21 protein-coding genes are annotated in these 23,302 nt (G+C 71.1%); 6 read left to right on the top strand and 15 right to left on the bottom strand.

The window, feature by feature from the left end; all coding sequences use genetic code 11:
- Window positions 1–219, bottom strand: a 219-nt coding sequence (locus IE226_RS32860; RefSeq protein WP_308429576.1) for a carboxyl transferase domain-containing protein, incomplete at its 3' end; no start/stop codon positions are given.
- Window positions 220–596: 377 nt separating this feature from the next.
- Between IE226_RS32860 and IE226_RS32855 the strand changes: the two genes are divergently transcribed.
- The gene (locus IE226_RS32855; protein ID WP_190085075.1) at window positions 597–1,232 is read left to right on the top strand and encodes a YceI family protein; all 636 of its coding nucleotides are present in this window, start codon (window positions 597–599) and stop codon (window positions 1,230–1,232) included.
- Window positions 1,233–1,603: 371 nt separating this feature from the next.
- Here the strand turns inward: IE226_RS32855 and IE226_RS32850 are convergent, their stop codons facing one another.
- Window positions 1,604–2,221, bottom strand: a complete 618-nt coding sequence (locus IE226_RS32850) for a TIGR03086 family metal-binding protein (protein WP_190085074.1) — start codon at window positions 2,219–2,221, stop codon at window positions 1,604–1,606.
- Between the two features lie 75 nt (window positions 2,222–2,296).
- Here IE226_RS32850 and IE226_RS32845 point away from each other — a divergent pair, with 75 nt between their 5' ends.
- The gene (locus IE226_RS32845; RefSeq protein ID WP_190085073.1) at window positions 2,297–3,283 is read left to right on the top strand and encodes an SDR family NAD(P)-dependent oxidoreductase; all 987 of its coding nucleotides are present in this window, start codon (window positions 2,297–2,299) and stop codon (window positions 3,281–3,283) included.
- A 321-nt stretch (window positions 3,284–3,604) separates the two neighbouring features.
- Here IE226_RS32845 and IE226_RS32840 read toward each other — a convergent pair whose 3' ends face one another.
- The 8 genes from IE226_RS32840 to ureA all read right to left on the bottom strand — a co-directional run bounded on the left by IE226_RS32840 (window position 3,605) and on the right by ureA (window position 13,648).
- Complete coding sequence (locus IE226_RS32840; protein WP_190085072.1) at window positions 3,605–4,510, bottom strand: alpha/beta fold hydrolase; 906 nt, start codon at window positions 4,508–4,510, stop codon at window positions 3,605–3,607.
- Window positions 4,511–4,602: 92 nt separating this feature from the next.
- The gene (locus IE226_RS32835; RefSeq protein WP_229871664.1) at window positions 4,603–5,964 is read right to left on the bottom strand and encodes a hypothetical protein; all 1,362 of its coding nucleotides are present in this window, start codon (window positions 5,962–5,964) and stop codon (window positions 4,603–4,605) included.
- A 56-nt stretch (window positions 5,965–6,020) separates the two neighbouring features.
- The gene (gene cimA / locus IE226_RS32830) at window positions 6,021–7,625 is read right to left on the bottom strand and encodes a citramalate synthase (RefSeq protein ID WP_190085071.1); all 1,605 of its coding nucleotides are present in this window, start codon (window positions 7,623–7,625) and stop codon (window positions 6,021–6,023) included.
- Window positions 7,626–7,978: 353 nt separating this feature from the next.
- Window positions 7,979–9,280, bottom strand: a complete 1,302-nt coding sequence (locus IE226_RS32825) for a TolB family protein (RefSeq protein ID WP_190085070.1) — start codon at window positions 9,278–9,280, stop codon at window positions 7,979–7,981.
- A gap of 201 nt (window positions 9,281–9,481) precedes the next feature.
- Window positions 9,482–10,048: a TetR/AcrR family transcriptional regulator gene (locus IE226_RS32820; RefSeq protein WP_190085087.1), complete on the bottom strand. Its 567-nt coding sequence runs from the start codon at window positions 10,046–10,048 to the stop codon at window positions 9,482–9,484.
- 97 nt (window positions 10,049–10,145) lie between these two features.
- Window positions 10,146–11,159, bottom strand: coding sequence for an agmatine deiminase family protein (locus tag IE226_RS32815; protein ID WP_190085069.1), 1,014 nt, complete (start codon window positions 11,157–11,159; stop codon window positions 10,146–10,148).
- 54 nt (window positions 11,160–11,213) lie between these two features.
- Window positions 11,214–12,935, bottom strand: a complete 1,722-nt coding sequence (locus IE226_RS32810; RefSeq protein ID WP_190085068.1) for an urease subunit alpha — start codon at window positions 12,933–12,935, stop codon at window positions 11,214–11,216.
- Window positions 12,932–13,648 carry an urease subunit gamma gene (gene ureA / locus IE226_RS32805; RefSeq protein ID WP_190085067.1) on the bottom strand — a complete coding sequence of 239 codons (717 nt, stop codon included), beginning with the start codon at window positions 13,646–13,648 and terminating at the stop codon, window positions 12,932–12,934. Before ureA ends, IE226_RS32810 begins: the two co-directional genes overlap by 4 nt.
- 162 nt (window positions 13,649–13,810) lie before the next feature.
- On the opposite strand from ureA, the gene IE226_RS32800 reads away from it, so the two are divergent.
- Window positions 13,811–15,247 carry a cytosine permease gene (locus IE226_RS32800; RefSeq protein ID WP_190085066.1) on the top strand — a complete coding sequence of 479 codons (1,437 nt, stop codon included), beginning with the start codon at window positions 13,811–13,813 and terminating at the stop codon, window positions 15,245–15,247.
- Between the two features lie 207 nt (window positions 15,248–15,454).
- On the opposite strand, the gene IE226_RS32795 is transcribed toward IE226_RS32800, so the two are convergent.
- Complete coding sequence (locus IE226_RS32795; protein WP_190085065.1) at window positions 15,455–16,552, bottom strand: branched-chain amino acid aminotransferase; 1,098 nt, start codon at window positions 16,550–16,552, stop codon at window positions 15,455–15,457.
- Between the two features lie 244 nt (window positions 16,553–16,796).
- The gene (locus IE226_RS32790; RefSeq protein ID WP_190085064.1) at window positions 16,797–17,846 is read right to left on the bottom strand and encodes a 3-isopropylmalate dehydrogenase; all 1,050 of its coding nucleotides are present in this window, start codon (window positions 17,844–17,846) and stop codon (window positions 16,797–16,799) included.
- Between the two features lie 151 nt (window positions 17,847–17,997).
- Between IE226_RS32790 and IE226_RS32785 the strand changes: the two genes are divergently transcribed.
- Complete coding sequence (locus IE226_RS32785) at window positions 17,998–19,599, top strand: purple acid phosphatase family protein (protein WP_190085063.1); 1,602 nt, start codon at window positions 17,998–18,000, stop codon at window positions 19,597–19,599.
- On the opposite strand, the gene IE226_RS44930 is transcribed toward IE226_RS32785, so the two are convergent.
- Together IE226_RS44930 and IE226_RS32780 are read right to left on the bottom strand one after the other, a co-directional pair.
- Window positions 19,593–19,721 (bottom strand): hypothetical protein, encoded by a 129-nt coding sequence (locus tag IE226_RS44930; RefSeq protein ID WP_268251300.1) that lies wholly within the window; start codon window positions 19,719–19,721, stop codon window positions 19,593–19,595. The two genes, IE226_RS32785 and IE226_RS44930, sit on opposite strands and share 7 nt — an antisense overlap.
- Window positions 19,722–19,917: 196 nt before the next feature.
- The gene (locus IE226_RS32780; protein WP_190085062.1) at window positions 19,918–20,862 is read right to left on the bottom strand and encodes a LysR family transcriptional regulator; all 945 of its coding nucleotides are present in this window, start codon (window positions 20,860–20,862) and stop codon (window positions 19,918–19,920) included.
- Window positions 20,863–20,963: 101 nt separating this feature from the next.
- Here IE226_RS32780 and IE226_RS32775 point away from each other — a divergent pair, with 101 nt between their 5' ends.
- Complete coding sequence (locus IE226_RS32775) at window positions 20,964–21,968, top strand: NADP-dependent oxidoreductase (protein ID WP_190085061.1); 1,005 nt, start codon at window positions 20,964–20,966, stop codon at window positions 21,966–21,968.
- Here the strand turns inward: IE226_RS32775 and IE226_RS32770 are convergent.
- Window positions 21,965–22,570 carry a GNAT family N-acetyltransferase gene (locus IE226_RS32770; RefSeq protein ID WP_190085060.1) on the bottom strand — a complete coding sequence of 202 codons (606 nt, stop codon included), beginning with the start codon at window positions 22,568–22,570 and terminating at the stop codon, window positions 21,965–21,967. The two genes, IE226_RS32775 and IE226_RS32770, sit on opposite strands and share 4 nt — an antisense overlap.
- On the opposite strand from IE226_RS32770, the gene IE226_RS32765 reads away from it, so the two are divergent.
- Entirely contained in the window at window positions 22,569–23,171 is a 603-nt protein-coding gene (locus IE226_RS32765) for a CDP-alcohol phosphatidyltransferase family protein (RefSeq protein ID WP_190085059.1), read from the top strand. The two genes, IE226_RS32770 and IE226_RS32765, sit on opposite strands and share 2 nt — an antisense overlap.
- Window positions 23,172–23,302 lie beyond the last annotated feature (131 nt).

Raw genomic sequence — 23,302 nt, 5'->3', positions numbered from 1 at the left:
CCGGCGCAACTGCTCGACCTCGCGGAACGACCCCGCGTCCAAAAGCAGCTCGATCCGCTCGCGGGCGGTCAGCTTGCCCTTCGCGTGCTGGGCCTTCGTCGCCTTCTCGCTCGGCCCGCGCAGGGCCTCGGCACGGATCGCGTGCAGTTCGGCAACGCGTCCACGTGCGTCGGTGGGCTCGCCTTCGGGAGAAGAAGCGGTGTCGTCCAAAACGGTCATGTAGTGACCTTACGAAGTGCGCCCACCGAAACGGACCGTCGACTATGAACAGTCTCCGGCCCGTTTTCCTGGCACCCCCGAACAGAAGCTCGCTCCAGTGCGCCCTAAGTGACTGCTCAGAGGGTCGTCGCGCTGTAGGGATTCCACAAAGGGGCGCGTGAGAGACACCTCACATCCTTGGCCGGGACACGTGGGGCGGGCTCGGGGCGCCGGGGCCTACGGTCGACTTCGATGCGTGAGTGGGCCGGCACACTCTGCTTGATGTTGAATATTGAACTGAATGGAGTTACAGTCAATCTCGTTGAACATTCAACAGACAGTACCCCCGTAGCTCGCAGCTCGGGCTTCGGCTCGCAGCTCGTCCCCAAGGAGCAGTCATGGGTCTCTTCGGCCGCAAGAACGAAACCACCACGTCCTCCGCTGCCGCGCCTGCCGGCGCCGCCGCGACGCCCGCTGCGGTCAGCCCGGATCTGGCCGCGCTGACCGGCGAGTACGCGATCGACCCCGCGCACACCTCGATCGGCTTCGTCGCACGCCACGCGATGGTCACGAACGTCAAGGGCTCCTTCACCGATGTCGCGGGCACGCTGCATCTGGACGGCACGGACCCCGCGGGTTCGACGGCCTCCATCGACGTGCAGATGGCGAGCATCGACACCGGCAGCGCGGATCGTGACGGGCACCTGAAGAGCGCGGACTTCTTCGACACCGAGAAGTACCCGGAGATGACGTTCCGGTCCACGAAGGCGGAGGCGCTGGGGGGCGACGACTACCGGGTCACCGGTGACCTGACGATCCTCGGCACCACGAAGCCGGTCTCCATCGACCTGGAGTTCAACGGCTCGGCCACGGATCCCTTCGGGAACGAGCGGGTCGGGTTCGAGGGCAAGGCGGAGATTCTCCGTTCGGAGTGGGGGCTGACGTGGAACGCCGCGCTGGAGACGGGCGGGGTGCTTGTCTCCGACAAGATCAAGCTTCGCTTTGACATTTCCGCGATTAAGTCTGGCTCCTGAGCCTTGGGGGTTCCAGGCCGCCGCTTCGCGACGGATCTCTCCCACCCACCCACCCGATTACCCCGAGTCCGGGGTGGGGCAGTCCAGTTCCCCGGGTCGGGGGTGGGGTGGGGGGGTCCCCGAGTCCGGGGTGGGGCAGTTCAGTTCCCCGGGTCGGGGGTGGGGCGGGGGGATCCCCGAGTCCCGGGTGGGTCGGGCCGGTCCCCAGTCCGGGGCGGGCCAGGCCGGTCCCTGAAGCTGGGGTGGAGCGAACCGGACCCCCCGTCCGGCGTAAGGCAGGCCGGACCCAAACCCGGCGTGAGGCAGGCCAGACTCCAAACCCCGCGTGAGGCGGACCGCACCCCCCGGCGCGAGGCGGGCCGGGGGGAGTTTTAGCTGCTCTGCTGCGGCGTCCAGTTCGGGCTGCGGCCCAAGTATCGGAGCAGGTCGGATGTTTTGTCTCTTGCCTCGCCGCCCGTCCCCGGGCCGAGAGCCGGGGCGAAGGCGAAAGCGCGGATCGGTTCTATGAACTGGCGGGCCACGGCGAGCAGTGGCGCCGCCAACTCGTCGCTGAGCGGCGGATGTTGGCCGGTGGCCACGGAGATGTCCCATGCGTGCACGGCGGCGTCTAGCGCGCAGGCGCCCACGCCCAGGGCGGGGGGCATGGTGCCGGGTGGGATCGGGACCCGTACCTCCTGAACCTCCGTCTCGTCCACCGTCGCCCAGGCCCCCGCCGCCGCGAGCGCCGGTTCGAGCAGGGCCCGGGGGGAATCCGTCAGCTTGCCGGAGGGCGCGAAGGGGTTCTCGGTGGGGCCGGGGCCTCCGGTGAGGGCCGAGGCGTAGCCGAGCTGGTCGCCGGCCGCGTGCTGGAGGACCTGGGTGACGTTCCACTCCGCGCAGGGTGTCGGACGCTCCCAGTGGCCGTCCGGCACGCCAAGGACTGCTGTGCGCAGTGCCGCGTGCGCGCTGTCGAGGAGGGGCCAGGCGGCTTTCGTGCCGTGTTCGCTCATGTCGTCTCCCGCTCGTCGGGGTGTTGCGCCCGCCACCTTGCCTTGGAGTGCGGTCCAGCTTCTAGCGTCGCGCCCATGACCACACAGCAACAGCGGCAGTCAGCGCGACAGCACAGCATCGGCAGTCGGTTCGGTGCGCTGAGCACCGCTGACGACGTACTCGACGGGATCGATCTCGCGGGCAGGACGGCGCTGGTCACCGGCGGCTACTCCGGCCTCGGTCTGGAGATCAGCCGGGCGCTCTCCAAGGCGGGCGCGTACGTCGTCGTCCCGGCGCGCAGGCCCGGTGCGGCGAAAGCGGCGCTGCGGGGCACAGAGCGCGTGGAGGTGCAGGCGCTCGACCTGGCGGACCAGGACAGCATCCGGGGCTTCGCGGACCGCTTCCTCGCGACGCACCGCACCCTGGACATCGTCGTCAACAACGCGGGCGTGATGGCCTGCCCCGAGACCCGGGTGGGCCCGGACGGCGTCTGGGAGTCCCACTTCGCGATCAACCACCTCGGCCACTTCGCCCTGGTCAACCGGCTCTACCCGGCGCTGAGTCCGGGCACCGCACGCGTGGTGTCCGTGGCCTCGTCCGGTCATTTCCTCTCCGGCATCCGCTGGAGCGACCCGCACTTCAGCCGGGGCTATGACCGCTGGCTCGCCTACGCCCAGTCCAAGACGGCGAACGCGCTCTTCGCCGTGCACCTCGACTCCCTGAGCGCGGCGGGCAACGGCGTACGGGCCTTCGCCGTGCACCCCGGCAGCATCCTCACCCCCTTGCAGCGACACATCCCCCGCGAGGAACAGATCGCGCAGGGCTGGATGTCCGAGGACGGCACACCGGCGCGTGGCTTCAAGTCCCCGGCACAGGGCGCGGCCACCGCGGTCTGGGCGGCTACGTCACCGCTGCTCGACGCCCACGGCGGCGCGTACTGCCAGGACTGCGACATCGCGGAGCCCGCCACGACGGACGACATGCTGATCGGCGGCGTCAAACCCTGGGCGAGGGACCCCGAATCGGCGGCCCGCCTCTGGCAACTCTCCGCGGAACTCACGGGGTTGGGCCGCCTGGCATGATGGCGGCATGACCCCGGACCGGCACGCCGAGTGGATCACCATCGTCTCGTACGAGAACACGCCCGGCAGCCCGCGGCCGCTCGCCGCTGTGCGCGGTTGACTGCGTGAGCGGGGCATCGACTGGATGCCGTTCCCGCCGGACGAGGTGTACGTGGACCATATGTGCGGGCCGGGGCCGGACGGTCACTGGCGCGGCTCATTCGTGATCCACGTCCGGGCGGACGCACTCCGCCCGCTCGGCCTGCACCCGGACCAGCCCACGTCCCGCGCGGTCGGCCCCTCGCCACCGGGCTGGTGGCACGCTGCGGCGGAACGGCGCCCCTAGGGCCGGGCAGAGGCGGCGGAGGCGGAGGCGGTGTGCGCCAGGATCGCTTCCGCGAGCGGGTCAAGGACCGCCGGGGGCAGCGCGTGCCCCATGCCCGCGATCTCCACCACCCGTGTGCCGTTGCCGATGACCTGTGCCAGGTGGTGCGGATGCGGCGGCGGGAAGACCGGCTCGGCCGGTGCGGAGACGGCGAGCACGGGGACCTTCGTGCCGGCGAGTTCCTCGGTGCGGAGCATGTGGGAGTCGTCGGCCCTGGCGTGGGCCGTCGAGGCGACGTGGGTGCCGGTGTGCGTGATGATGCGGCGCTCCAGATCGCGGAAGTACGAGTCGTCGACGGCGAGCGCGTCGCCGTTCAGGACGCGCCAGTGCTCCACCCTGCGGTCCAGTTCGGCCTCAGGACCGTTGTCCTCGACCGGGCGGGACCACATCTCAAGAACTTCCGGGGCGATGCCGGGGAGTTCGCCGACCGGGACCCGCGTTCCGTCCGGGGCCGCGTACGGGGTGTCGCTGAGCGCGCACGTGCCGATCAGGGTGGCGCTGAGGACGCGCTCGGGGTGGTCGGCGAGGACCAGCTGGGTCAGCATCCCGCCGAGCGACATGCCCACCAGATGCGCCCGCTCGACACCGAGAGCGTCCAATACCGCCACGGCGTCCCGCGCCAGGTCGGTTATGGCGTACGGGTGCTGGTCGAAGGCGGTGGTGGAGCGCCCGGTGTCCCGGTGGTCGTAGCGGATGACCTGGTGACGGGCGGCGAGCGCGTCGACGAGGGCGTCGGGCCAGCCGAGGCCGGATGCCTGGGCGCCCATGATCAGGAGCAGCGCCGGGGCGTCGGGCGCGCCACGCCGCTCCGTCCAGAGGCGGACGCCGGGGGCGGCATCGACGTACTGCTGCTTGTGCTGCATGGGAAGACCCCTCCGAGCCGACTTACCAGCGGAACGATACGTATCGTCTCGCCAAAAGACCGTCCCGTCAACCCGGATAGCCGCCCCGGCCCCTAGAACCCCCCGCCGAAGTCCCCGCCACCCCCGCCCCCGAAGTCCCCGCCCCCGAAGCCGCCCCCGTAGTCGCCGGGATCGAAGTCCGAGCCCGAGTAGTCCCCGCCCTCGTACCCGGCGCCCGCCCCGCCGCCGAAGTCCCCGTACCCCGCGCCGTAGTCCGCCGCGTAGGCGGGGCTCGCCATCATGCCGCCCAGCATCGTGCCGACGAGGAGGCCCGGCAGCAGGGCGCCGCCGAAGTAGCCGCCGGCCCAGGGGCCGTAGGCCGGGCCCGCATCCCAGTACGGGCGCCGCTCCCCCGAATCCGTGGCCACCGTCCGGGACATGGGCTCCTCGCCGTCCGCGAGACGCGTCGCGTCCGCGGAGCAGACCGGGACCGTCCGCTCGGTCCCGCCCGGCGGCGCCCATTGCGCGTCCTTCACCGAGGGGCCGTGGCGCGGGTCGAAGAAGCAGGGGGCGCGCCGCTCCGGCAGCGGGCGGCCTTCCCGGCGCGCGGCGAGGCGGGCGAGCGAGAAGCGGCCGTCCTCGATGGACTGGGTGACGGCCCGCACCTGCTCGGGCCGCCGGGCCGCGGCCATGAACGACTTCGCCTTCTCGTACGAGTCGAGGGCGCGTTCGTAGTCGGCGCGCATCGCGTCGTCCGCGCCCGCCTCCGCGGGGTGGAAGTCGAGGCGGTCCAGTTCCTCGCCGTACGCCGTGATGTCCTCGTCCACCACGACCCGCAGCTTTTCGAGCGCCGCCCGCTGCTCCTCGGCCCGCCGCCCGCGGTTGCGCCGGACCATCGCGTACGCGACTCCGCCGCCCGCGACGAGCACCGCGCCGACGCCGACCAGAGCGGCCACGTTGACTCCGTCGCCGGAACCGGCGCCGCCCCAGGAATCGGGCGCCGAGCCGCGGGCGTCCTTCACCGCCTGGTCGACGAAGGCGTTGAGTTGGGTCTTGGTGTTGTTTACGTCCCCGTAGGTCGTGACGAGGTTCGAGACGGCCGCGCCGGACAGCACCCGGCGGTCGGCCTTCGCGTCGAACGCGTCGCCGAGCCGGATCCCGTACACACCCGTCACGCCGGTCTCGGTGCGCAGCTTCTGGAAGAGGTCCTGGCGGGGGAAGTCGGCGGGCAGCACCGCCACGAACACGGGCTTGTCGGCGTCCTTGATCTTCTCCGCGAGGGCGTCCGCGTCGGCCCCGGACAGCTGGTCGGACGCGGCCGGATCCACGTACACCGGGCTCTTCTCCCAGGCGTCGGCCACCGCCGGGACACTGGTGGCGGCCGCGGCCCCGGGCGCCGCCGTGAACGACACGGCACCCAGGGACAGGAGCATCCCGGACAGCGCGAGAAATATTCGCTTCGTCCCATTGCTCATACTTCGAAGCTAACCCAGTCGGGCACGCTACGGCGGTCCTGAGCCGAACCAGTTTTCTATTCGACGGGCTCGACGCCCGCCCGCAGCAGGCCGTACGTGTAGGCGTCCTCCAGGGCCTGCCACGACGCCGCGATGACGTTCTCCGCCACGCCCACCGTCGACCATTCCCCGTCGCCGTCGCTGGTGGAGATCAGCACGCGGGTCGTGGACGACGTGCCGTGCTTGCCCTCCAGGATGCGGACCTTGTAGTCGACGAGCTCCATCTTGGCGAGCTGGGGGTAGATCCGCTCCAGGCCGACCCGCAGCGAGCGGTCGAGCGCGTTGACCGGGCCGTTGCCCTCGGCCGTGGCGACGATGCGCTCGCCCTTGGCCCACAGCTTCACGGTCGCCTCGTTCGCGTGCGTGCCGTCGGGGCGGTCCTCGACGATGGCCCGCCAGGATTCCACGCGGAAGTAGCGCCGGGCCCGGCCCTCGGCCTCTTCGCGGAGCAGCAGTTCGAAGGAGGCGTCCGCCGCCTCGTACGTGTAGCCCTTGAGCTCGCGCTCCTTGACCCGCTCGACCACGCGGCCGACCAGTTCGCGGTCGTCGCCGAGGTCGACGCCGAGCTCCTTGCCCTTGAGCTCGATGGAGGCGCGGCCCGCCATGTCCGAGACCAGCATCCGGATGCGGTTGCCCACCAGGTCCGGGTCGATGTGCTGGTAGAGATCCGGGTCGACCTTGATCGCGGAGGCGTGCAGGCCCGCCTTGTGGGCGAAGGCCGATACGCCCACGTACGGCTGATGCGTGGAGGGGGTGAGGTTGACGACCTCCGCGATCGCGTGCGAGACGCGGGTCATCTCGCGCAGCGCGCCCTCGGGCAGCACCTGCTTGCCGTACTTGAGCTCCAGGGCGCCGACGACGGGGAAGAGGTTGGCGTTGCCGACCCGCTCGCCGTAGCCGTTGGCGGTGCACTGCACGTGCGTGGCGCCGGCGTCGACGGCCGCGAGGGTGTTGGCGACGGCGCATCCCGTGTCGTCCTGGGCGTGGATGCCGAGCCGGGCGCCGGTGTCGGCGATGACGGTGCCGACGATCGCCTTGACCTGGGCGGGGAGCATGCCGCCGTTGGTGTCGCACAGGACGACGACGTCGGCGCCCGCCTCGGACGCCGTACGGGCGACGGACTTCGCGTACTCGGGGTTGGCGCGGTAGCCGTCGAAGAAGTGCTCGCAGTCGACGAAAACGCGGCGCCCCTGCTCCACGAGGTAGGAGACGGTGTCGCGCACCATCTCCAGGTTCTCTTCCAGGGTCGTGCGCAGCGCGAGCTCGACGTGCCGGTCATGGGACTTGGCGACCAGCGTGATGACCGGGGCTCCGGACGCGAGCAGGGCGTTGACCTGCGGGTCCGTGGCCGCCGAGCCGCCCGCGCGGCGTGTGGCGCCGAAGGCGACGAGCTGGGCGTGCCGGAAGGTGATCTCTTGCGATGCGCGGGCGAAGAACTCGGTGTCGCGGGGGTTGGCACCCGGCCAGCCGCCCTCGATGAAGCCCACGCCGAAGTCGTCCAGGTGCCGGGCGATGGTCAGCTTGTCCGCGACGGTCAGGTTGATTCCCTCGCGCTGCGCGCCGTCGCGCAGCGTGGTGTCAAAGACGTGGAACGAATCGTCGGGTGTGCTGGTTTCCGTCATGCTGATCTGGCTCCTGTGTCGGATCTCGGTCTACCGGAATGACCGGCTCCACCGCCTCAATGATCCCCCGCGCTCCGCGTCCGGCTGATGTTGGGCCAGGAAACGAAAAAACCCCTCGTGGGTACGAGAGGTTTGCGCGCGGGTCTGAGAGACGACGGTGTCCGCCCGTACATGGTGGTACGAGACGGTCACTGCGGACCGGCGCGCCTGCTGCCAATAATCATGGCGAACGAGAGCACGGTGGCAGCCTGCCACAGCCCGCACACACCGCGCTGCCTCGTCTCACCATGCGGGCGGCGCGTGGACGCGCACGCGGACGGCGCACGGAGGCACCGCCCGCGTGACGTGGGACGTCAGCCCTGGCGCAGGTGACGCACGAAGACGTCCCGCACCCCGTTGGTGTCGCCGGGCACCAGGTTCGTGGCGTCCGAGGAGAACGCGACCGTCCCGGCGTCCGCGCTGAGCCCGTAGTGGGACACGCCGGAGTCGGCGTCGCCGCCGCCCCGCGGCACGTCCACGCGCTGGTTCTCGCCGGTGCGCAGATCACGTACGTAGAGCGAGCCCCTGCCGGGATCGCCGGCGACGAGACCCGAGGCGCCGGACTGGAAGACGACACGGCGGCCGTCCGGAGTGATCCGGGCCGTGTACGAGTCGCCGTCCGTCTGACCGCCCTCGGCGTCGTACACGATCCGCTCGATGGCGTCGGTGCGCAGGTCGATGCGGAAGATGTCGTACTTCTCGTTGGTGTCGCCGGGGACGAGGTCGCCGGAGCGCGCGGAGAAGACGCCGTAGCGTCCGTCCCTGCTCAGCGAGTCCACGCCGACTTCGCGATCGGCGCCCGACGGCGTGCGGTCGAGCCGCCTGCCCTCGCCGGCCTTCACGTCGTAGAGGTAGGTGCGGCCGTCGCGGCCGGGGCGCTGCCGGCCCATCGAGTAGCCGATGTGGCTGCCGTCGGCGCTCATGGTGAACTGCGTGATGTAGTACGAGGAGCTGGCGCCGCCCGTGACGATCTCGCTGATCCGCTTGGTGGTCCCCTTCTTGCGGTCGCGGACGTACACGCCGGTGTTCATCCCGTCGACGTAGTCGCCGTTGTCCGCGAGCTGCGAGACGAACGTGACGTACCGGCCGTCCTCGCTCGTCTGCGCGGGTGTCGTGCTCTCTCCGGTCACGGGCTTGTCCGCGTCCGAGAGGCTGACGAGCTCGGTCCGCTTCTTCTTGAGGTCCCGCAGGTAGATGCCGCTGTAGTGGTTGCCGTCCTCGTCGTACGTGACGGCGGCGAAGGTCACGTAGCGGCCGTCGGCGCTGATGGTCGGTCGCTGGCTCACGTAGTCGGTGAACTCGGCGCCGGAGTCCCGCACGCTGACCCGTTCGACCGTGCCACGCTTCAGGTCGCGGACGTACACGTCGGGCCAGGTGTCGGTGTCGCCCGGTACGAGGTTCTTCGCCTCCGTCGAGAAGACCACGTACCGCCCGTCGGCGCTGACGTCCGGCAGCTCCGAGGCTCCGTCGGCCTGCGTCCCGTCGGGGGCGACGCTGATGCGTTCGGCAGCCGGAGCCGCGTCGGGCGCCGCGTACGCGGCCGGCAGGGTGGCGGCGGTGACCGCGGCGACGAGTGCCGCGGCGGCCAGGGTGGCGCGGCGTTTGGTTCTGCGCATGTTCAAATCCCCCGTGTTTTACCGGCGTTCGGCACGAATGCCGGTCCCGGTGCGGTCGCACGCTGGTGCGTGCAATGTCTGTGATGCGCGAGATGCTCTTATGGTTGCGGTGATTTCGGAACTGCCCGCGAGAGGACCGGCCGATGGTCCGCTCGGGGCCGGCTCGCCAGGAGACACATAATCCGCAGGAACACGTACAACCTAGACGGGGGCGCCGGGGTCCTTCGTGCCGGAGCCGAGCGCTCCGTCCAGGAACTCCCGTACGTGCGCCAGGATCTGGTCACGGCCCGTGCCGCGCAGGCCGATCGCCACATGGATGGAGAACCCGTCGAGCAGCGCCCGCAGGCGCGCCGCGAACCGGTCGGGGTCGAGCGGTCCGAACTCGCCCCGCGAGACGCCCTCGGCGAGCAGCGCCACCAGGTCGCGGTGCCAGGCGCTCTCGATGGCGACCTGCCGGTCACGCTCGTCCTCGTCGGCGTTCAGGGAGCGGTTCCAGACCTCGAGCCAGAGCGTCCAGTGGGGGTCGCCGGGGGCGTCGGGGACGTACAGATCGACGTACGCGTCGAGGCGTTCGCGGGCCGTGCCCTGCCGGGCGAGCAGCCTGCCGCGCTCGGCGCCGAGCGCGGACTCGCTCCACTCCAGGGTGCGCAGGAGCAGCTCGTCCTTGGTGCGGAAGTAGTAGAGGAGGTGGCCGCTGCTCATGCCGACCTCGCGGCCGAGCGCGGCCATGGTCAGCTTCTCCAGGCCGCGCTCGGCGATCATCTCCATGGCGGTGGCAAGCACGTCCTCGCGCGGTGGTGCGTTCTTCCGGCGTGCGGCCTCGGCCACGGGGACTCCTGCGGTGCTCCGTCTGACGCTGGGTGCGCTAGATCTTCGGCTGCTGCTGGGTGATGCAGTGGATGCCACCACCCCCGGCAAAGATCGTACGGGCGTCGACGAGCGTCACGGTGCGCTCGGGGAACAGCCGGCGGAAGATGCCGGCCGCGATCTCGTCGCGCGGGTCGTCGAAGCCGCACAGGACCACGCCGCCGTTGCAGAGATAGTGGTTGATGTAGGAGTAGTCGACCCAGCCCTCGTCGTCGGCGAGGACGGTCGGCGCGGGCACCTCGACGATCTCCAGGGTCCGGCCGCGGGCGTCGGTCTGGCCGCGAAGGACCCCGGCGATCTCCTTGCTGACCTCGAAGTCCGGGTGGGCGGGGTCCTGCTGCGTGTGGACGAGGACGACGCCGGGCGCGGCGAAGGCGGCGACGATGTCCACGTGGCCGCGGGTGCCGAACTGCCCGTAGTCGCCGGTCAGGCCGCGCGGCAGCCAGATCGCCTTGTCCGTGCCGATGCGGGCGTGGACCGCCTCCTCGGCCTGCTCGCGGGTCAGGCCCGGGTTGCGTCCGGGGTCGAGCTGGACCGTGTCGGTCAGCAGGACCGTGCCCTCGCCGTCGACGTGGATGCCGCCGCCTTCGTTGACCAGGGGCGAGGAGTGGACGGGGACGCCCGCGATGTCGGCGACGTGCCGGGCGATCTTCGCGTCGTGCTCCCAGCGGGCCCAGTCCTGGCCGCCCCAGCCGTTGAACGTCCAGTCCACCGCCGCGAGCCGGTTGCCGTCGCGTACGAAGGTGGGGCCGATGTCACGCATCCACGCGTCGTCCAGATCGCGCTCGACCAGCTCGATGTCCGGGCCGAGGAGAGCCGCGGCCGATTCGCTCTGGCCGGTGCCGACGACCATCGTGACGGGTTCGAAGCGGCGTACGGCCCTGGCGACGTTCGCCCAGGCGGTCCGCGCCTCGGCGAGTTCGGCGTCGTCCGTGAAGGTGGTGTTGGGGCCCGGCCAGGCCATCCAGGTGCGCTCGTGCCTGGCCCACTCGGCGGGCATGCGGAAGGTCATGGTGATCCCTACGGGAAGCGGTACGGGGAGGGTTACGGAGCGATACGGGGCGGGTTACAGGAAGTAAAGCCGGTTGAGGGAGACGGAGTCGGCGGGATCGGAGCGGACCGGGTCGCCGTCGAGCGTGACCAGACCCGAGCGCTGGTCCACGTCGACGGAACCGGTGCGGGAGTTGAGGCGCAGATCGGCGGGCCCGATGCCGCGCGTGCCCCGCACCGCGACCCTGCGCCGCCGGGTCGGCATCGTGTCGTTGCCCTGGTCGACGGCGGCCCGCGCGACGAACGCCACCGAGATGTCGGCGGGCGTGGCGCCGTAGGCACCGAACTGCGGCCCGAGGACGAGGGGTTCGCAGGTGTCGGTCGCGGCGTTCGGGTCCCCCACGACTCCGTAGGCGGGGAAGCCGGACTTCAGGACCAACTGCGGCTTCGCGCCGAAGAACTCGGGCCGCCACAGCACGACGTCGGCCATCTTGCCGACCTCGATGGAGCCGACCTCGTGCGCGAGACCGTGGGCGATGGCGGGGTTGATGGTCAGCTTGGCCATGTAGCGCAGGACGCGCGCGTTGTCGTCGTGAGCGCCGTCCCCGTCCATGGGACCGAAGTCGGCCTTCATCTTCCCGGCCATGGCGAAGGTCCTGCGTACGGTCTCGCCCGCGCGCCCCATGCCCTGCGCGTCGGACGAGGTGATGCCGATGGCGCCCAGGTCGTGCAGCACGTCCTCCGCGCCCATGGTCCCGGCGCGTATGCGGTCGCGGGCCATGGCGGCGTCGCCCGGCAGGTCCGTCTTCAGGTCGTGGACGGAGACGATCATGCCGTAGTGCTCGGCGACGGCGTCACGCCCGAAGGGCAGCGTGGGGTTGGTGGAGGAGCCGATCACGTTCGGTACGCCCGCCATCTTCAGGACGTTCGGCACATGCCCGCCGCCGCAGCCCTCGATGTGGAAGGCGTGGATGGTCCGCCCTTCGAGGACCTTCAGGGTGTCCTCGACGGAGAGGCATTCGTTCAACCCGTCGCTGTGCAGGGCGACTTGTACGTCATGCTCCTCGGCGACCCGCAGCGCGGTGTCAAGGGCGCGGGTGTGGGCGCCCATGTCCTCGTGCACCTTGAAGCCCGATGCCCCGCCCTCGGCGAGCGCCTCGATCAGCGGGGCGTCGTGCGAGGACGAACCCCGGCCCAGGAAGCCGATGTTGACCGGCCAGGCGTCGAAGGCGTTGAACGCGTGCTTCAGCGCCCACGGGGAGTTGACGCCGACGCCCCACACGGGCCCGAATTCCTGGCCGATGATCGTGGTGACGCCGGAGGCGAGTGAGGCCTCCATGATGCGCGGCGAGAGCAGATGGACGTGGGTGTCCACGGCTCCGGCGGTGGCGATGAGCCCCTCCCCCGACACGATGGACGTACCGGTGCCGACCACGACGTCCACCCCGTCGAGGGTGTCCGGGTTGCCGGCGCGCCCGATGGCGTGGATACGGCCTTCCCTGATGCCGATCGACACCTTGCGGATGCCCTGCACCGCGTCGATCACCAGGACGTTGCTGATGACGACGTCGCAGGTCTCGCGGACGGCGGCGGCCTTCAGGTGCAGACCGTCACGGGCCGTCTTGCCGAACCCGGCGAGGAACTCCTCGCCGTACTCCTGGGAGTCGGACTCGACGCGGACCGTCAGCCCCGAATCACCGAGGCGGACGCGGTCGCCCGTTCGGGGGCCGTGCGTGGCGGCGTACTCGTGAGGGGTGAGGCGACGCGGTTCGGCGGGGTGGCCTCCGGGGCGGCTCATCGCTCGGCCTCCTGCTCAGTCGTTTCCGGTATGCCGAGGTAGCCGCAGGCGGCGGCGCGGCGCAGGGCCTCTTCGCGGGCGCCCGGCGCGTCCAGCGGCCCGTCGACCAGGCCGGCGAAGCCGATCGCGATCCGCTCGCCGCCGATCGGGAGGAGCCCGACCTCGGCGCTCTCCCCCGGCCCGAAGCGGACCGAGGACCCGGCGGGCACGGCAAGCCGCATGCCGTACGCGGCCACCCGGTCGAAGTCGAGCCGCGGGTTGGCCTCGAAGAAGTGGAAGTGCGAGGTCACGGAGACGGGGACGGTCGCGGTGTTGTGCACGGCGATCGTCGCGACGGGCGCGGGCTCCGCGTGCGCGGGACCGGGAAGCAGCGCCCCCGGAGCCTCGCCGCCGAGGCCCGCCCCCTCCCCCGCACCGATCGGGTCGGAGACGACCGCGAGCCGGGACCCGTCGTCGAAGACGGCCTCCACATGCACCTCGGTCACCACGTCGGCGACGCCCGGCAGGACGTCGTCGGGCCCGAGGACCGCGCGGGCCCGCTCGATCGCCTCGGCGAGCCTGGCCCCGTCGCGGGCCGCCTCGCACACCGTGTCCGCGATCAGCGCGGTCGCCTCGGGGACGTTGAGTCTGAGGCCGCGCGCCTTGCGGGCCCTGGCCAGCTCGGCGGCCCCGAAGAGCAGCAGCCGGTCGCGTTCCGTGGGAGTAAGCCGCACGCCACCACACCTCCATCATTTGAACGACACTCTAACCACGAGATCGATGCGACGGAAACATTGACGTACGAGCTTGACTCAGGTCACATTGAGCGGCACTCAAACAGCCGTCCGGCAGCCTGTGTGCGCAGGCGGCCACGATCGAGCGTCAGGGGCACCCTCATGCCGATAGAACAGCGCGGAGTCGACACCATCCCGGACGGGGAACGCACCAGCGGCCCCCGCGATCTCATCTCGATCCTGCTCGGCTCCAACCTCTGCCTCGGGGTGATCGTCTTCGGCTGGCTGCCGGTGTCGTTCGGCCTCGGCTGGTGGGCGTCGGTGACGTCCGTCGTGGCGGGCACGGTGATCGGCACGGCCCTCACGGCCCCCCTCGCCCTGGTGTCACTCCGTACGGGCACGAACCTCTCCACCTCGTCCGGCGCCCAGTTCGGCGTGCGGGGCCGGCTGGTCGGCTCGGTCGTCGGCCTCCTCCTGTCCCTCGGCTACACCGCGCTGACCATCTGGATCGGCGGCGACGTGATGGTGGGCGTCCTGCACCGCCTGACGGGGCTCCCGTCGAGCGGCCTCTCGTACGGGATCGTGTACGCGCTGCTCGCCGCCGCCACGGTGACGGGCGCGGTCTACGGCTACCGCGTGCTGCTGCGCCTCTCCCGCGTCCTCGCCGTCGCCATGACGGCGCTCCTGGTCCTCGGGGTGGTGGCATACGCCCCCGACTTCACGACGTCGGCGCTGCCCGCGACGGGCGGCTACCTCCTCGGCTCCTTCTGGCCGACCTGGCTCCTCGCCCTGGTGGCGGCGGGTCTGAGCGGCCCGATCGCCTTCATCACGCTCCTGGGCGACTACACGCGCTACATCTCGCCCGCGCGCCACAGCTCGCGCACGGTGCTGCGCGCGTCCTGGGCCGGCCTGCTCGCGGGCCTTCTCGTGCCGCAGCTCTTCGGTACGTTCACGGCGTACGCGGCCGGGGCGGCGCTCGACTTCGCGGGCCCGCTGGTCTCCGCGTCCCCCGCCTGGTACCTGATCCCGCTCCTCCTCGCCGCGTCCGCGGGCTCGGTCGGCAACGCGGGCCTGATGCTGTACTCGATGGGCCTCGACCTGGACGCGATCCTGCCGCGCGCCTCGCGGGCCCGGGCGACGTACACGGTGGCGGTGGTGGCCACGGGGTGCGTGTTCGCGGGGCACTACGCGTGGGAGGCGCAGGACGCGATGACCTCCTTCGTGCTGCTCCTGACCGCGATCGGCACGCCCTGGGCGGTGATCACCCTGGTGGGCTTCGCGCGCTGCGGCGGCGGTTACGACGCGGAGGCGCTCCAGGTCTTCAACCGCCGCTCCAAGGGCGGGATCTACTGGTACCGCGCGGGCTGGAACATCCCGGCGACGGTGAGCTGGGCGCTCGGCGCTGCGGTCGGCCTCGCCGCGGTCTCGCTGCCCTCCTACGAGGGGCCGCTGCTCTCCCTCACCGGCGGGGTGGACTGCAGTTTCCTGCTGTCGGGGGTGGTGGGCGGTCTCGCGTACGCCGTTCTGGAGCGCGGGCAGGCGCCGGAGCCTGCGGCGGACTCCTCCGACGGCGCGGCGGTCGGCGTGCCGTCGCCGTGATCAGCGTGCCGTCGCCGTGATCAGCTCGTGCAGACCCTGAACGAACAAGCTCTCCCGCCCACCCGCCCGATTACCCCGCACCCGAGCCTCGACGAACGGGCTCTCCAGCCCGATTGCCCCGCACCCGCAGTCGCACCCGCCAACACAAGAGCCGCCCCCGGAAGATCACCTCCCGGAGACGGCCCTGGCCCCGTCCCGCATAAGCCCTCAGCCGAGGTCATGCATCCAGCCGTGCCGGTCCTCCGCCGTGCCGCGCTGGACGTCGAGCAGCGCCTCGCGCAGCTTCATCGTGACCGGGCCCGGCTCGCCGCCGCTCTGGGTCCACTCGCCCGAGCGGCACTTGACCGTGCCCACGGGGGTGATCACGGCCGCGGTGCCGCACGCGAAGACCTCCGTCAGCGTGCCGTCGGCGGTGTCCGCCTGCCACTGGTCGATCGAGACCCGCGCCTCCTCCGACTTGTAGCCCAGGTCCTTCGCGACCGTGAGCAGCGAGTCACGCGTGATCCCGGCGAGGAGCGAGCCGGTCAGGGTCGGCGTGACGATCTTGTCCCCGTACACGAAGTACAGGTTCATGCCGCCGAGCTCCTCGACCCACTTGTGCTCCACGGCGTCGAGGTAGGCGACCTGGTCGCAGCCCTTCTCCGCCGCCTCGGCCTGCGCGAGCAGGGACGCCGCGTAGTTGCCGCCGGTCTTGGCGTCGCCCACGCCGCCGGGGACGGCGCGCACGCGGTCCTCCGAGAGCCAGATCGAGACGGGCTTGACGCCACCCGGGAAGTACGCGCCCGCGGGCGACGCGATGACGATGAAGAGGTACTCGTTGGCCGGCTTCACGCCGAGGCCGACCTCGCTCGCGATCATGAACGGACGCAGGTACAGCGACTCCTCGCCGCCGTGCGCCGGAACCCACGCCTTGTCCGCCTTGACCAGCGCGTCGCACGCCTCGATGAACGTCTCGACCGGCAGCTCCGGCATCGCGAGCCGGCGCGCCGACCGCTGGAAGCGCTCCGCGTTGGCCTCGGGGCGGAAGGAGGCCACCGAGCCGTCGGGGCGGCGGTAGGCCTTCAGGCCCTCGAAGATCTCCTGCGCGTAGTGCAGGACGTTGGTCGCCGGGTCGAGGGAGAGCGGGCCGTAGGGCACGAGCTGGCCGTCGTGCCAGCCGCGGCCCTCCGTCCACTTGATCGTCACCATGTGATCGGTGAAGTGGCGACCGAACCCGGGGTTGGCCAGGATCGCCTCGCGCTCCGCGTTCGACAGCGGGGACGCGGTGGGCTTGAGCTCGATCGTGGGTGTCGGCGTCGTCGTCATGAGTACTAGTCCTTCACGGTGTGATGGTGACGGACCGCGCTCACGCCAGTACTTCTCGTACTAGGACGTCCGAGTAACCCTGCATTCCGCGGCCCCACGTTCGATTATCGCTCGCGTGGCGCCGAGGAAGAAACAGCGTGAATGCGGCCCGGGGGTCGATGGTGGCACCCGGAGCCGCATACGAGAAGCCGCCGGGTGGCTGTCGCGACCCGGCGGCTTCTGTGTCAAAGGATGAGCTGCCGGGTCAGCCCGCTACTCGTACGGCGAGCGCGTCGCCGATCTGCTCGGTGGTGCGGACCGTGTCGCCGCGCTCCGCGAGGTCCGTGGAGACGGCGGTCTCGATGCGCGCCGCCTCGTCCTCGTACCCGAGGTGACGCAGGAGCAGTGCGACGGACAGGACGGTGGCCGACGGGTCGGCCTTGCCCTGGCCCGCGATGTCCGGCGCCGAGCCGTGCACGGGCTCGAACATCGACGGGAACTCGCGGCCCGGGTTGATGTTGCCGGAGGCCGCGACGCCGATGCCGCCGGAGACGGCAGCGGCGAGGTCGGTGATGATGTCGCCGAAGAGGTTGTCGGTGACGATCACGTCGAAGCGGCCGGGGTCGGTGACGAGGTAGATCGTCGCGGCGTCGACGTGGATGTAGTCCGTGGTGACGTCCGGGAACTCCTTCGCCACCTCGTTGAAGACGTTCGTCCAGAGGTGACCGGCGTACGCCAGGACGTTGTTCTTGTGGACGAGGGTCAGCTTCTTGCGCGGGCGGGCCTGCGCGCGGGCGAAGGCGTCACGGACCACGCGCTCCACACCGAAGGCGGTGTTGACGGAGACCTCGGTGGCGACCTCGTGCGGGGTCCCCGTGCGGATCGAGCCGCCGTTGCCCGTGTACGGGCCCTCGGTGCCTTCGCGGACGACGATGAAGTCGATCTCCGGCTGGCCCTTGAGGGGGGTCGATACGCCGGGGAGCAGCTTCGACGGCCGCAGGTTGACGTGGTGGTCGAAGAGGAAGCGGAGCTTCAGCAGGAAGCCGCGCTCCAGGACGCCGGACGGGACCGAGGGGTCGCCGATCGCGCCGAGGAGGATCGCGTCGTGCTGCTTGAGGGCTTCCACGTCGGCGTCGGTGAGGGTCTCACCGGTGGCGTGGTAGCGCTTGGCGCCGAAGTCGAACTCCTTGGTCTCCAGCTTCACGTCCTGCGGGAGGACGGCATTGAGGACCTTGAGCCCCTGGGCCACGACTTCCGGGCCGATCCCGTCGCCGGGGATCACTGCGAGACTGAGGATGCGAGAGCTTGCCGACATGCGAGCAGCCTACGCTTCGTCCCACGGGATGACACGAGCAGTCCGGCATGCGGACACCCCTGGTCAGGCCACGGCTGCGTCATCACATGGCCACCCGCTCTTTACCCTCAGGCCTGACGGGAGTCGGCGGTCACGGGGAAGTTCTCCTTTCATGGACACCCCCGATGTCGGCATCCCCGAGCGGCTCGCGGCCGGGATGAGCATGCCCGAGCAGCACGAGTACCTGCGCGAGAAGCTGTCCCGCCGCAAGGTCCTCGCCGGTTCCTTCGCCACCGTCGGCACGGCCGGCGGCGTCGGCCTGCTGACCGGCTGTTCGGGCGGCGGCCGCGGTGAGTCCGCGTCGGCGTCGAACCCGCTCGCCGCGCCGTACGCACCGTCCGCGCCCGTCAAGGTCGACGGCAAGCTGGTGGCGCCCTTCGCCCGCCATCTGGCCTTCGGCGCCGACCCGAAGACGCAGATGCGGGTCTCCTGGCAGGTGCCGTTCGCGGTCAAGTCCCCGTATGTGCGAGTGGGGCTCAAGCCCTGGGAGCTGAGCCAGAAGATCGAGGCGGAGGTGCGCGATCTGCACACCCCGTCCCTGTCGAAGAAGCTGCCCGCGGTCGAGCAGTACTACCTGCACGCGGCCCTCGACGGCCTGCGGCCCGGCACGACGTACTACTACGGCGTCGGGCACGAAGGCTTCGACCCGGCCTCGCCCGAGCGGATGGCGACGATCGGCTCCTTCCGCACGGCCCCGGCGAGGGCGGAGAAGTTCGTCTTCACGGCCTTCGGCGACCAGGGCGTGAGCTATCACGCGCTCGCCAACGACCAGTTGATCCTGGGCCAGAACCCGTCCTTCCATCTGCACGCGGGCGACATCTGCTACGCGGACAGCACCGGGCACGGCAAGGAGTCCGACACGTACGACGCGCGCGTGTGGGACACCTTCCTCGCGCAGACGGAGTCCGTGGCGAAGTCGGTCCCGTGGATGGTGACGACCGGCAACCACGACATGGAGGCGTGGTACTCGCCGAACGGCTACGGCGGCCAGTCCGCCCGCTGGTCGCTCCCTACAAGCGGCTTCGACCCGAAGAACGCGCCGGGCGTCTACTCCTTCACGTACGGCAACGTCGGCGTCGTCGCGCTCGACGCGAACGACGTCTCGTACGAGATCCCGGCCAACAAGGGCTACACGGACGGCAAGCAGACCGCCTGGCTGGACAAGCGCCTCGGTGAGCTGCGGGCGGAGAAGTCCGTGGACTTCGTGGTGGTCTTCTTCCACCACTGCGTGTACTCGACGGCGCGGCACGCGTCGGACGGCGGGGTGCGCGACGCGTGGCTCGCGCTGTTCGCCAAGCACCAGGTGGACCTGGTGGTCAACGGCCACAACCACGTCTACGAGCGCACCGACGCGATCAAGGGCGGCCAGGTCGGCAAGCCCGTGCCGGTCGGCGCGTCGACCGATCCGACGCGCGACGGCATCGTGTACGTCACCGCGGGCGGCGCGGGCAAGGACCTCTACGACTTTCCGGAGGGCGTGCGGGACAGCTACGAGGGCCATGTCGAGGACCGGGATGCGATCCGGACGTTCCACTGGACCAAGTCGCGCCTGCAGAATCCGGACACGGTGGAGTGGTCACGGGTGCGGTACACCGGCTTCTCGTTCCTCGCGGTGGAGGTGACGGCCGGTTCCCGCCCGAAGCTGTCGGTTTCCGCGCTCGCGGAGAGCGGCGAGCGCGTGGACCACTTCGAGGTGGTGCGCGGGGGTCAGTGACCTGTCTCGCCGCCGTTGTCCCTGCGGTCGAGGGCGCGCTGCAGGGCTGCGGCGGCCTTCCTGCGGTCGGAATCGCTGGTACGGGAGGCGTGGCGGACTCGGCGTGCGGTCGTCTCGGCCATGGGGAATCCACTCCTTGAGGGAAGGGGGTACTGGTACTTCGAGACGCCGGAGAGGCGGGGAGCGGGGAAGCCGCAGGGGTTGCCTGCACGGGGCTCCGGCTCACTACCGCCATTCGCTTGGTCGAGCGAGACGTTCGGCTCCTACAAAGCTAAGCGAGGACGGAGCGTCTGTCTCCACAATTACTCGGACTTCCTACTATCTGAGACGGGCTTCACTCGCGGGCCCCTTTCCGGCGGCCCTGAGCTCGCGGATCAGAGCGCGTACGGCGAGCGTGGATGCCAGCTCCGGCGTGGTGACGTAGCCCACCGAACGTGACGGGCGCTCCGGACCGAGATCGGTGATCTCGATTCCGTCCGGTGCTCCGTTCAGCGAGAGCTCCGGCATGATCGCCATGCCGAGACCCCTGCTCACCATCGAGAGCACCGCTCCGTCGTCCTCGGTGAGGACGGTCGCCTTCGGGATCCACTCCTGCCCGGCCCACCACGTCCGCGTGTAGGAGCCGCAGTTCTCGTGCCAGTCCACGAGCGGCAGCGAGCGCGGATCGGGGTGCCCCGCCGGGTGCACGAGCGAGTAGGGCTCCTCGATGAGTATGTCGCCGATGAGCCCGGCGGGCACCGGCGAGGTCGCCCCGATGGTCGCGATGCCGATGTCCGCGCGCCCCTCGGCGACCTCCCCAGCGGTGCCCGCCCCCAGCTCACGGACGACGCGCACCTCGGGCTCGATGCCGGGGTGGCGGGCGGTGAGCCGCTCCAGGACGGGCGGCAGCAGATACAGGGCCACGCTGCGGAAGGCGGCGATGCGCAGCACTCCCCCGGCCGTGCCCCGCTCGGCGCCGCGGGCCTCGGCGGCCAGGGCGTCGAGGAGTCGCAGGACGCGCCGGGCGTGGGCGGCGGCCGTCGCACCGGCCGGGGTCGGCGTCGCGCCCTTGCGGCCCCGCTCGAAGAGCACCGCTCCGATCTTGCGCTCCGTCCCGCGGATGGAGTGCGAGACCGCGGACTGGGTGAGCCCCAGCACCCTGGCCGCCGCCGAGAACCCGCGCTCGCTGTCGACGGCGACGAGGATGCGGAGCTCGTGGGGCGCCAGGTCGGTGGGGACGGTGGCGGTGACCCCGGCGGTCGCGTCGCCTGAAGCTGCTGTCATCAGGGGTCCCACCTGCTTCTATGAGGGCCCTTCATGGTTCGGGCCGTTCCATGAGCGCAACCCTCTCCCCGGCCCCCGCATTCCTCCGTACGGTCACCGCCATGACCGAGACCGCGCTCACCGTGCACCAGACCGCCCGCCCCCACGGCTTCCCCACCCCCGACCACTTCGCCTTCGTCGAGTCCCCGCTGCCCGAACCCGCGCCGGGGACCGCGCTGGTGGAGAACCTGTACTGGTCGGTCGACCCGTACCACCGCGAGATGATGGACGGCGACTTCGCGCTGAACGCCCCCTTGGAGGGCCGCACCCTCGGCCGTGTCATCGCGTCCCGCGACCCCGCCCTGCGCGAGGGCGAGATCGTCTTCCACCGGCAGGGCTGGCGCACCCACGCCGTCGTCACGCCCGACGAGGCACGCACCGTCACCCGCTTCGACGGCGTACCGCTCTCCGCGCACCTGAGCATCCTCGGCGGCACCGGCCTGACCGCCTACGTCGGCCTCACCCGCGTCGCCGAACTCCACGAGGGCCAGGACCTGTTCGTCTCCGCCGCCGCCGGCGGCGTGGGCACGGCCACCGGGCGCCTTGCCCGGCTCATGGGCGCGGGGCGGCTCGTCGGCAGCGCGGGCACGGCGGCGAAGGCGGCGTACCTGACGGAACACGTCGGCTACGACGAGGTCTTCGACTACCACACGGGCCCCACGGCCGAGCTGCTCGCGAAGGCGGCGCCCGACGGGATCGACCTCTACATGGACAACGTCGGCGGCGAACACCTCGAAGCCGCGATCTCCTCGCTGCGCGAGTACGGGCGGATCGTACGCATCGGCACGATGGCGCAGAAGAACAGCACCGACACGCCGTACGCCCTGCGCAACCTCCCCGACATCGTCGAGAAGAGCCTGCGCATGGAGGGCTTCCTCGTGCGCGACCACTACGACGTGCGGGAGGAGTTGTACGAGTTCGTGGTGCCGCACCTGCAGAGCGGGCGCGTCGGCCTCGACGAGACCGTGGTCGAGGGCTTCGGCAACATCGTGGACGCGCTCCTGGGGATGCTGCGGGGCGAGAACCTGGGCAAGATCATCGTGCGGGCGGTAGGTGCCGCGGGCTAGTAGACGTCCCCGTCACGCCAGTCGACGAGGAGTTCGTGCACGGGGTCGAGGTCGGCGCCCCACAGGAGCGGAGGCTCCTCGTCGGGCATGTGCACCACGCCCTGCGGGCCGAGAGCGCCGACCGCGCCCTTCCACTCCTGCCAGCCGCGACCGAGGTAGAGCCGCTGTCCCTCGTCCGACGCCGAGAGCGCGCCGAGGGCGTACGCCCGGTCGATCACCCGCTCAAGGGCGCCCATCACCTGCCCGCCGAGACCCTGCCGCTGCCGGTCGGGGCGGACAGCGACCGCTTCGACATAACCGATGCGCAGCGAACGGCCGTCGTGCAGCAACCTGCGCTGGACCACCGAGCCGTGAGCGACGAGGAGGCCGGACTCGTCATGCACGAGGGCGTGCATCCCGCCGAGGCCGTGGTCCCAGTCCTGATCGCTGAAGTCACCGTCGAACGCCTCGTCCATCAGGGCGCGGGCCGCCCGGAGTTCGGCGGGGTCGAGATCGCAGGTATGGGCCGTACGCAACGTGGTCACCCAGCCACCGTACTCAGGCCATATCTGAGTACGCACCCCGATTTGCCCCCGGCGGGGCGGCGGCAGAGTCGGTGCCATGAACGGCCTCTACGCTCTCAAGCCCTGGTACGCGGACCGGTTGTCCGGCGTACGCGGCGCGCTCGCCCGCCGCGAGGTGTCGCCCGACACCCTCACCGCGGCGGGTGTGTTCTGCGCCGCGGGCGCGGCGGCGGCGCTCGCCTGGCTGCCGTCGCCTTTCTCCGCGCTCCCCGTGGCCGTGCTGCTCGCCGCCCGGCTCGCCTTCGCGAACCTCGACGGGGCGCTTGCCCGTGACACGGGCCGCACGACGCGCCGCGGGGCGCTCCTGAACGAACTGGGCGACCGGGCCGCCGACCTGGCCGTGCTCGCGGGCTTCCTCACACTGGCCCCGCTGTGGCTGGTGGCGACCGCGGGCCTCGCGGCGACGCTGCCCTCGTGGGTGTCGCTCGCGGGCGCGGCGGCGGGCGCGCCCCGACTGAACGGGGGCCCGGTCGGCAAGACGGAGCGCTGCGCCCTCGTGGTCGTCGCGGCGGCTTCCGGGTGGGCCGTGCCGGTGCTCGCGGTGATCGCCGCGGGTTCGGCGCTCACGGCGGGGGTGCGACTCGCGCGGCTGTGGCGCGAGTTGGGGCCCTGCGAGCCGACCGCCGGTGACGTCCGATGAGCGCCGCGTTCGTCGCCGGGGAAGTCGCCGGGGAAGTCGCCGGGCGGAACGTGCGAGCCATCGCCCGAGCACCCGGCGCGGAACCAGCCCCGACGCCGGCCCCGCCCACCGCACACCCACGACCGGAATCG

The organism is Streptomyces longisporoflavus, assembly GCF_014649775.1.
In the GTDB taxonomy this organism is placed as follows: Bacteria; Actinomycetota; Actinomycetes; order Streptomycetales; family Streptomycetaceae; genus Streptomyces; species Streptomyces longisporoflavus.
The sequence above is the reverse complement of the archived record's forward strand: the minus strand, read 5'-3'. Positions and strand labels throughout refer to the sequence as shown.

What these genes read in the sequence shown, in the direction of transcription:
- IE226_RS32855 (WP_190085075.1), top strand. Translation starts at nt 597, where the DNA reads ATGGGTCTCTTCGGCCGCAAGAACGAAACCACCACGTCCTCCGCTGCC.
- IE226_RS32850 (WP_190085074.1), bottom strand. Translation starts at nt 2,221, where the DNA reads ATGAGCGAACACGGCACGAAAGCCGCCTGGCCCCTCCTCGACAGCGCG.
- IE226_RS32845 (WP_190085073.1), top strand. Translation starts at nt 2,297, where the DNA reads ATGACCACACAGCAACAGCGGCAGTCAGCGCGACAGCACAGCATCGGC.
- IE226_RS32840 (WP_190085072.1), bottom strand. Translation starts at nt 4,510, where the DNA reads ATGCAGCACAAGCAGCAGTACGTCGATGCCGCCCCCGGCGTCCGCCTC.
- IE226_RS32835 (WP_229871664.1), bottom strand. Translation starts at nt 5,964, where the DNA reads ATGAGCAATGGGACGAAGCGAATATTTCTCGCGCTGTCCGGGATGCTC.
- cimA (WP_190085071.1), bottom strand. Translation starts at nt 7,625, where the DNA reads ATGACGGAAACCAGCACACCCGACGATTCGTTCCACGTCTTTGACACC.
- IE226_RS32825 (WP_190085070.1), bottom strand. Translation starts at nt 9,280, where the DNA reads ATGCGCAGAACCAAACGCCGCGCCACCCTGGCCGCCGCGGCACTCGTC.
- IE226_RS32820 (WP_190085087.1), bottom strand. Translation starts at nt 10,048, where the DNA reads ATGGAGATGATCGCCGAGCGCGGCCTGGAGAAGCTGACCATGGCCGCG.
- IE226_RS32815 (WP_190085069.1), bottom strand. Translation starts at nt 11,159, where the DNA reads ATGACCTTCCGCATGCCCGCCGAGTGGGCCAGGCACGAGCGCACCTGG.
- IE226_RS32810 (WP_190085068.1), bottom strand. Translation starts at nt 12,935, where the DNA reads ATGAGCCGCCCCGGAGGCCACCCCGCCGAACCGCGTCGCCTCACCCCT.
- IE226_RS32800 (WP_190085066.1), top strand. Translation starts at nt 13,811, where the DNA reads ATGCCGATAGAACAGCGCGGAGTCGACACCATCCCGGACGGGGAACGC.
- IE226_RS32795 (WP_190085065.1), bottom strand. Translation starts at nt 16,552, where the DNA reads ATGACGACGACGCCGACACCCACGATCGAGCTCAAGCCCACCGCGTCC.
- IE226_RS32790 (WP_190085064.1), bottom strand. Translation starts at nt 17,846, where the DNA reads ATGTCGGCAAGCTCTCGCATCCTCAGTCTCGCAGTGATCCCCGGCGAC.
- IE226_RS32785 (WP_190085063.1), top strand. Translation starts at nt 17,998, where the DNA reads ATGGACACCCCCGATGTCGGCATCCCCGAGCGGCTCGCGGCCGGGATG.
- IE226_RS44930 (WP_268251300.1), bottom strand. Translation starts at nt 19,721, where the DNA reads ATGGCCGAGACGACCGCACGCCGAGTCCGCCACGCCTCCCGTACCAGC.
- IE226_RS32780 (WP_190085062.1), bottom strand. Translation starts at nt 20,862, where the DNA reads ATGACAGCAGCTTCAGGCGACGCGACCGCCGGGGTCACCGCCACCGTC.
- IE226_RS32775 (WP_190085061.1), top strand. Translation starts at nt 20,964, where the DNA reads ATGACCGAGACCGCGCTCACCGTGCACCAGACCGCCCGCCCCCACGGC.
- IE226_RS32765 (WP_190085059.1), top strand. Translation starts at nt 22,569, where the DNA reads ATGAACGGCCTCTACGCTCTCAAGCCCTGGTACGCGGACCGGTTGTCC.
- IE226_RS32770 (WP_190085060.1), bottom strand. Translation starts at nt 22,570, where the DNA reads ATGGCACCGACTCTGCCGCCGCCCCGCCGGGGGCAAATCGGGGTGCGT.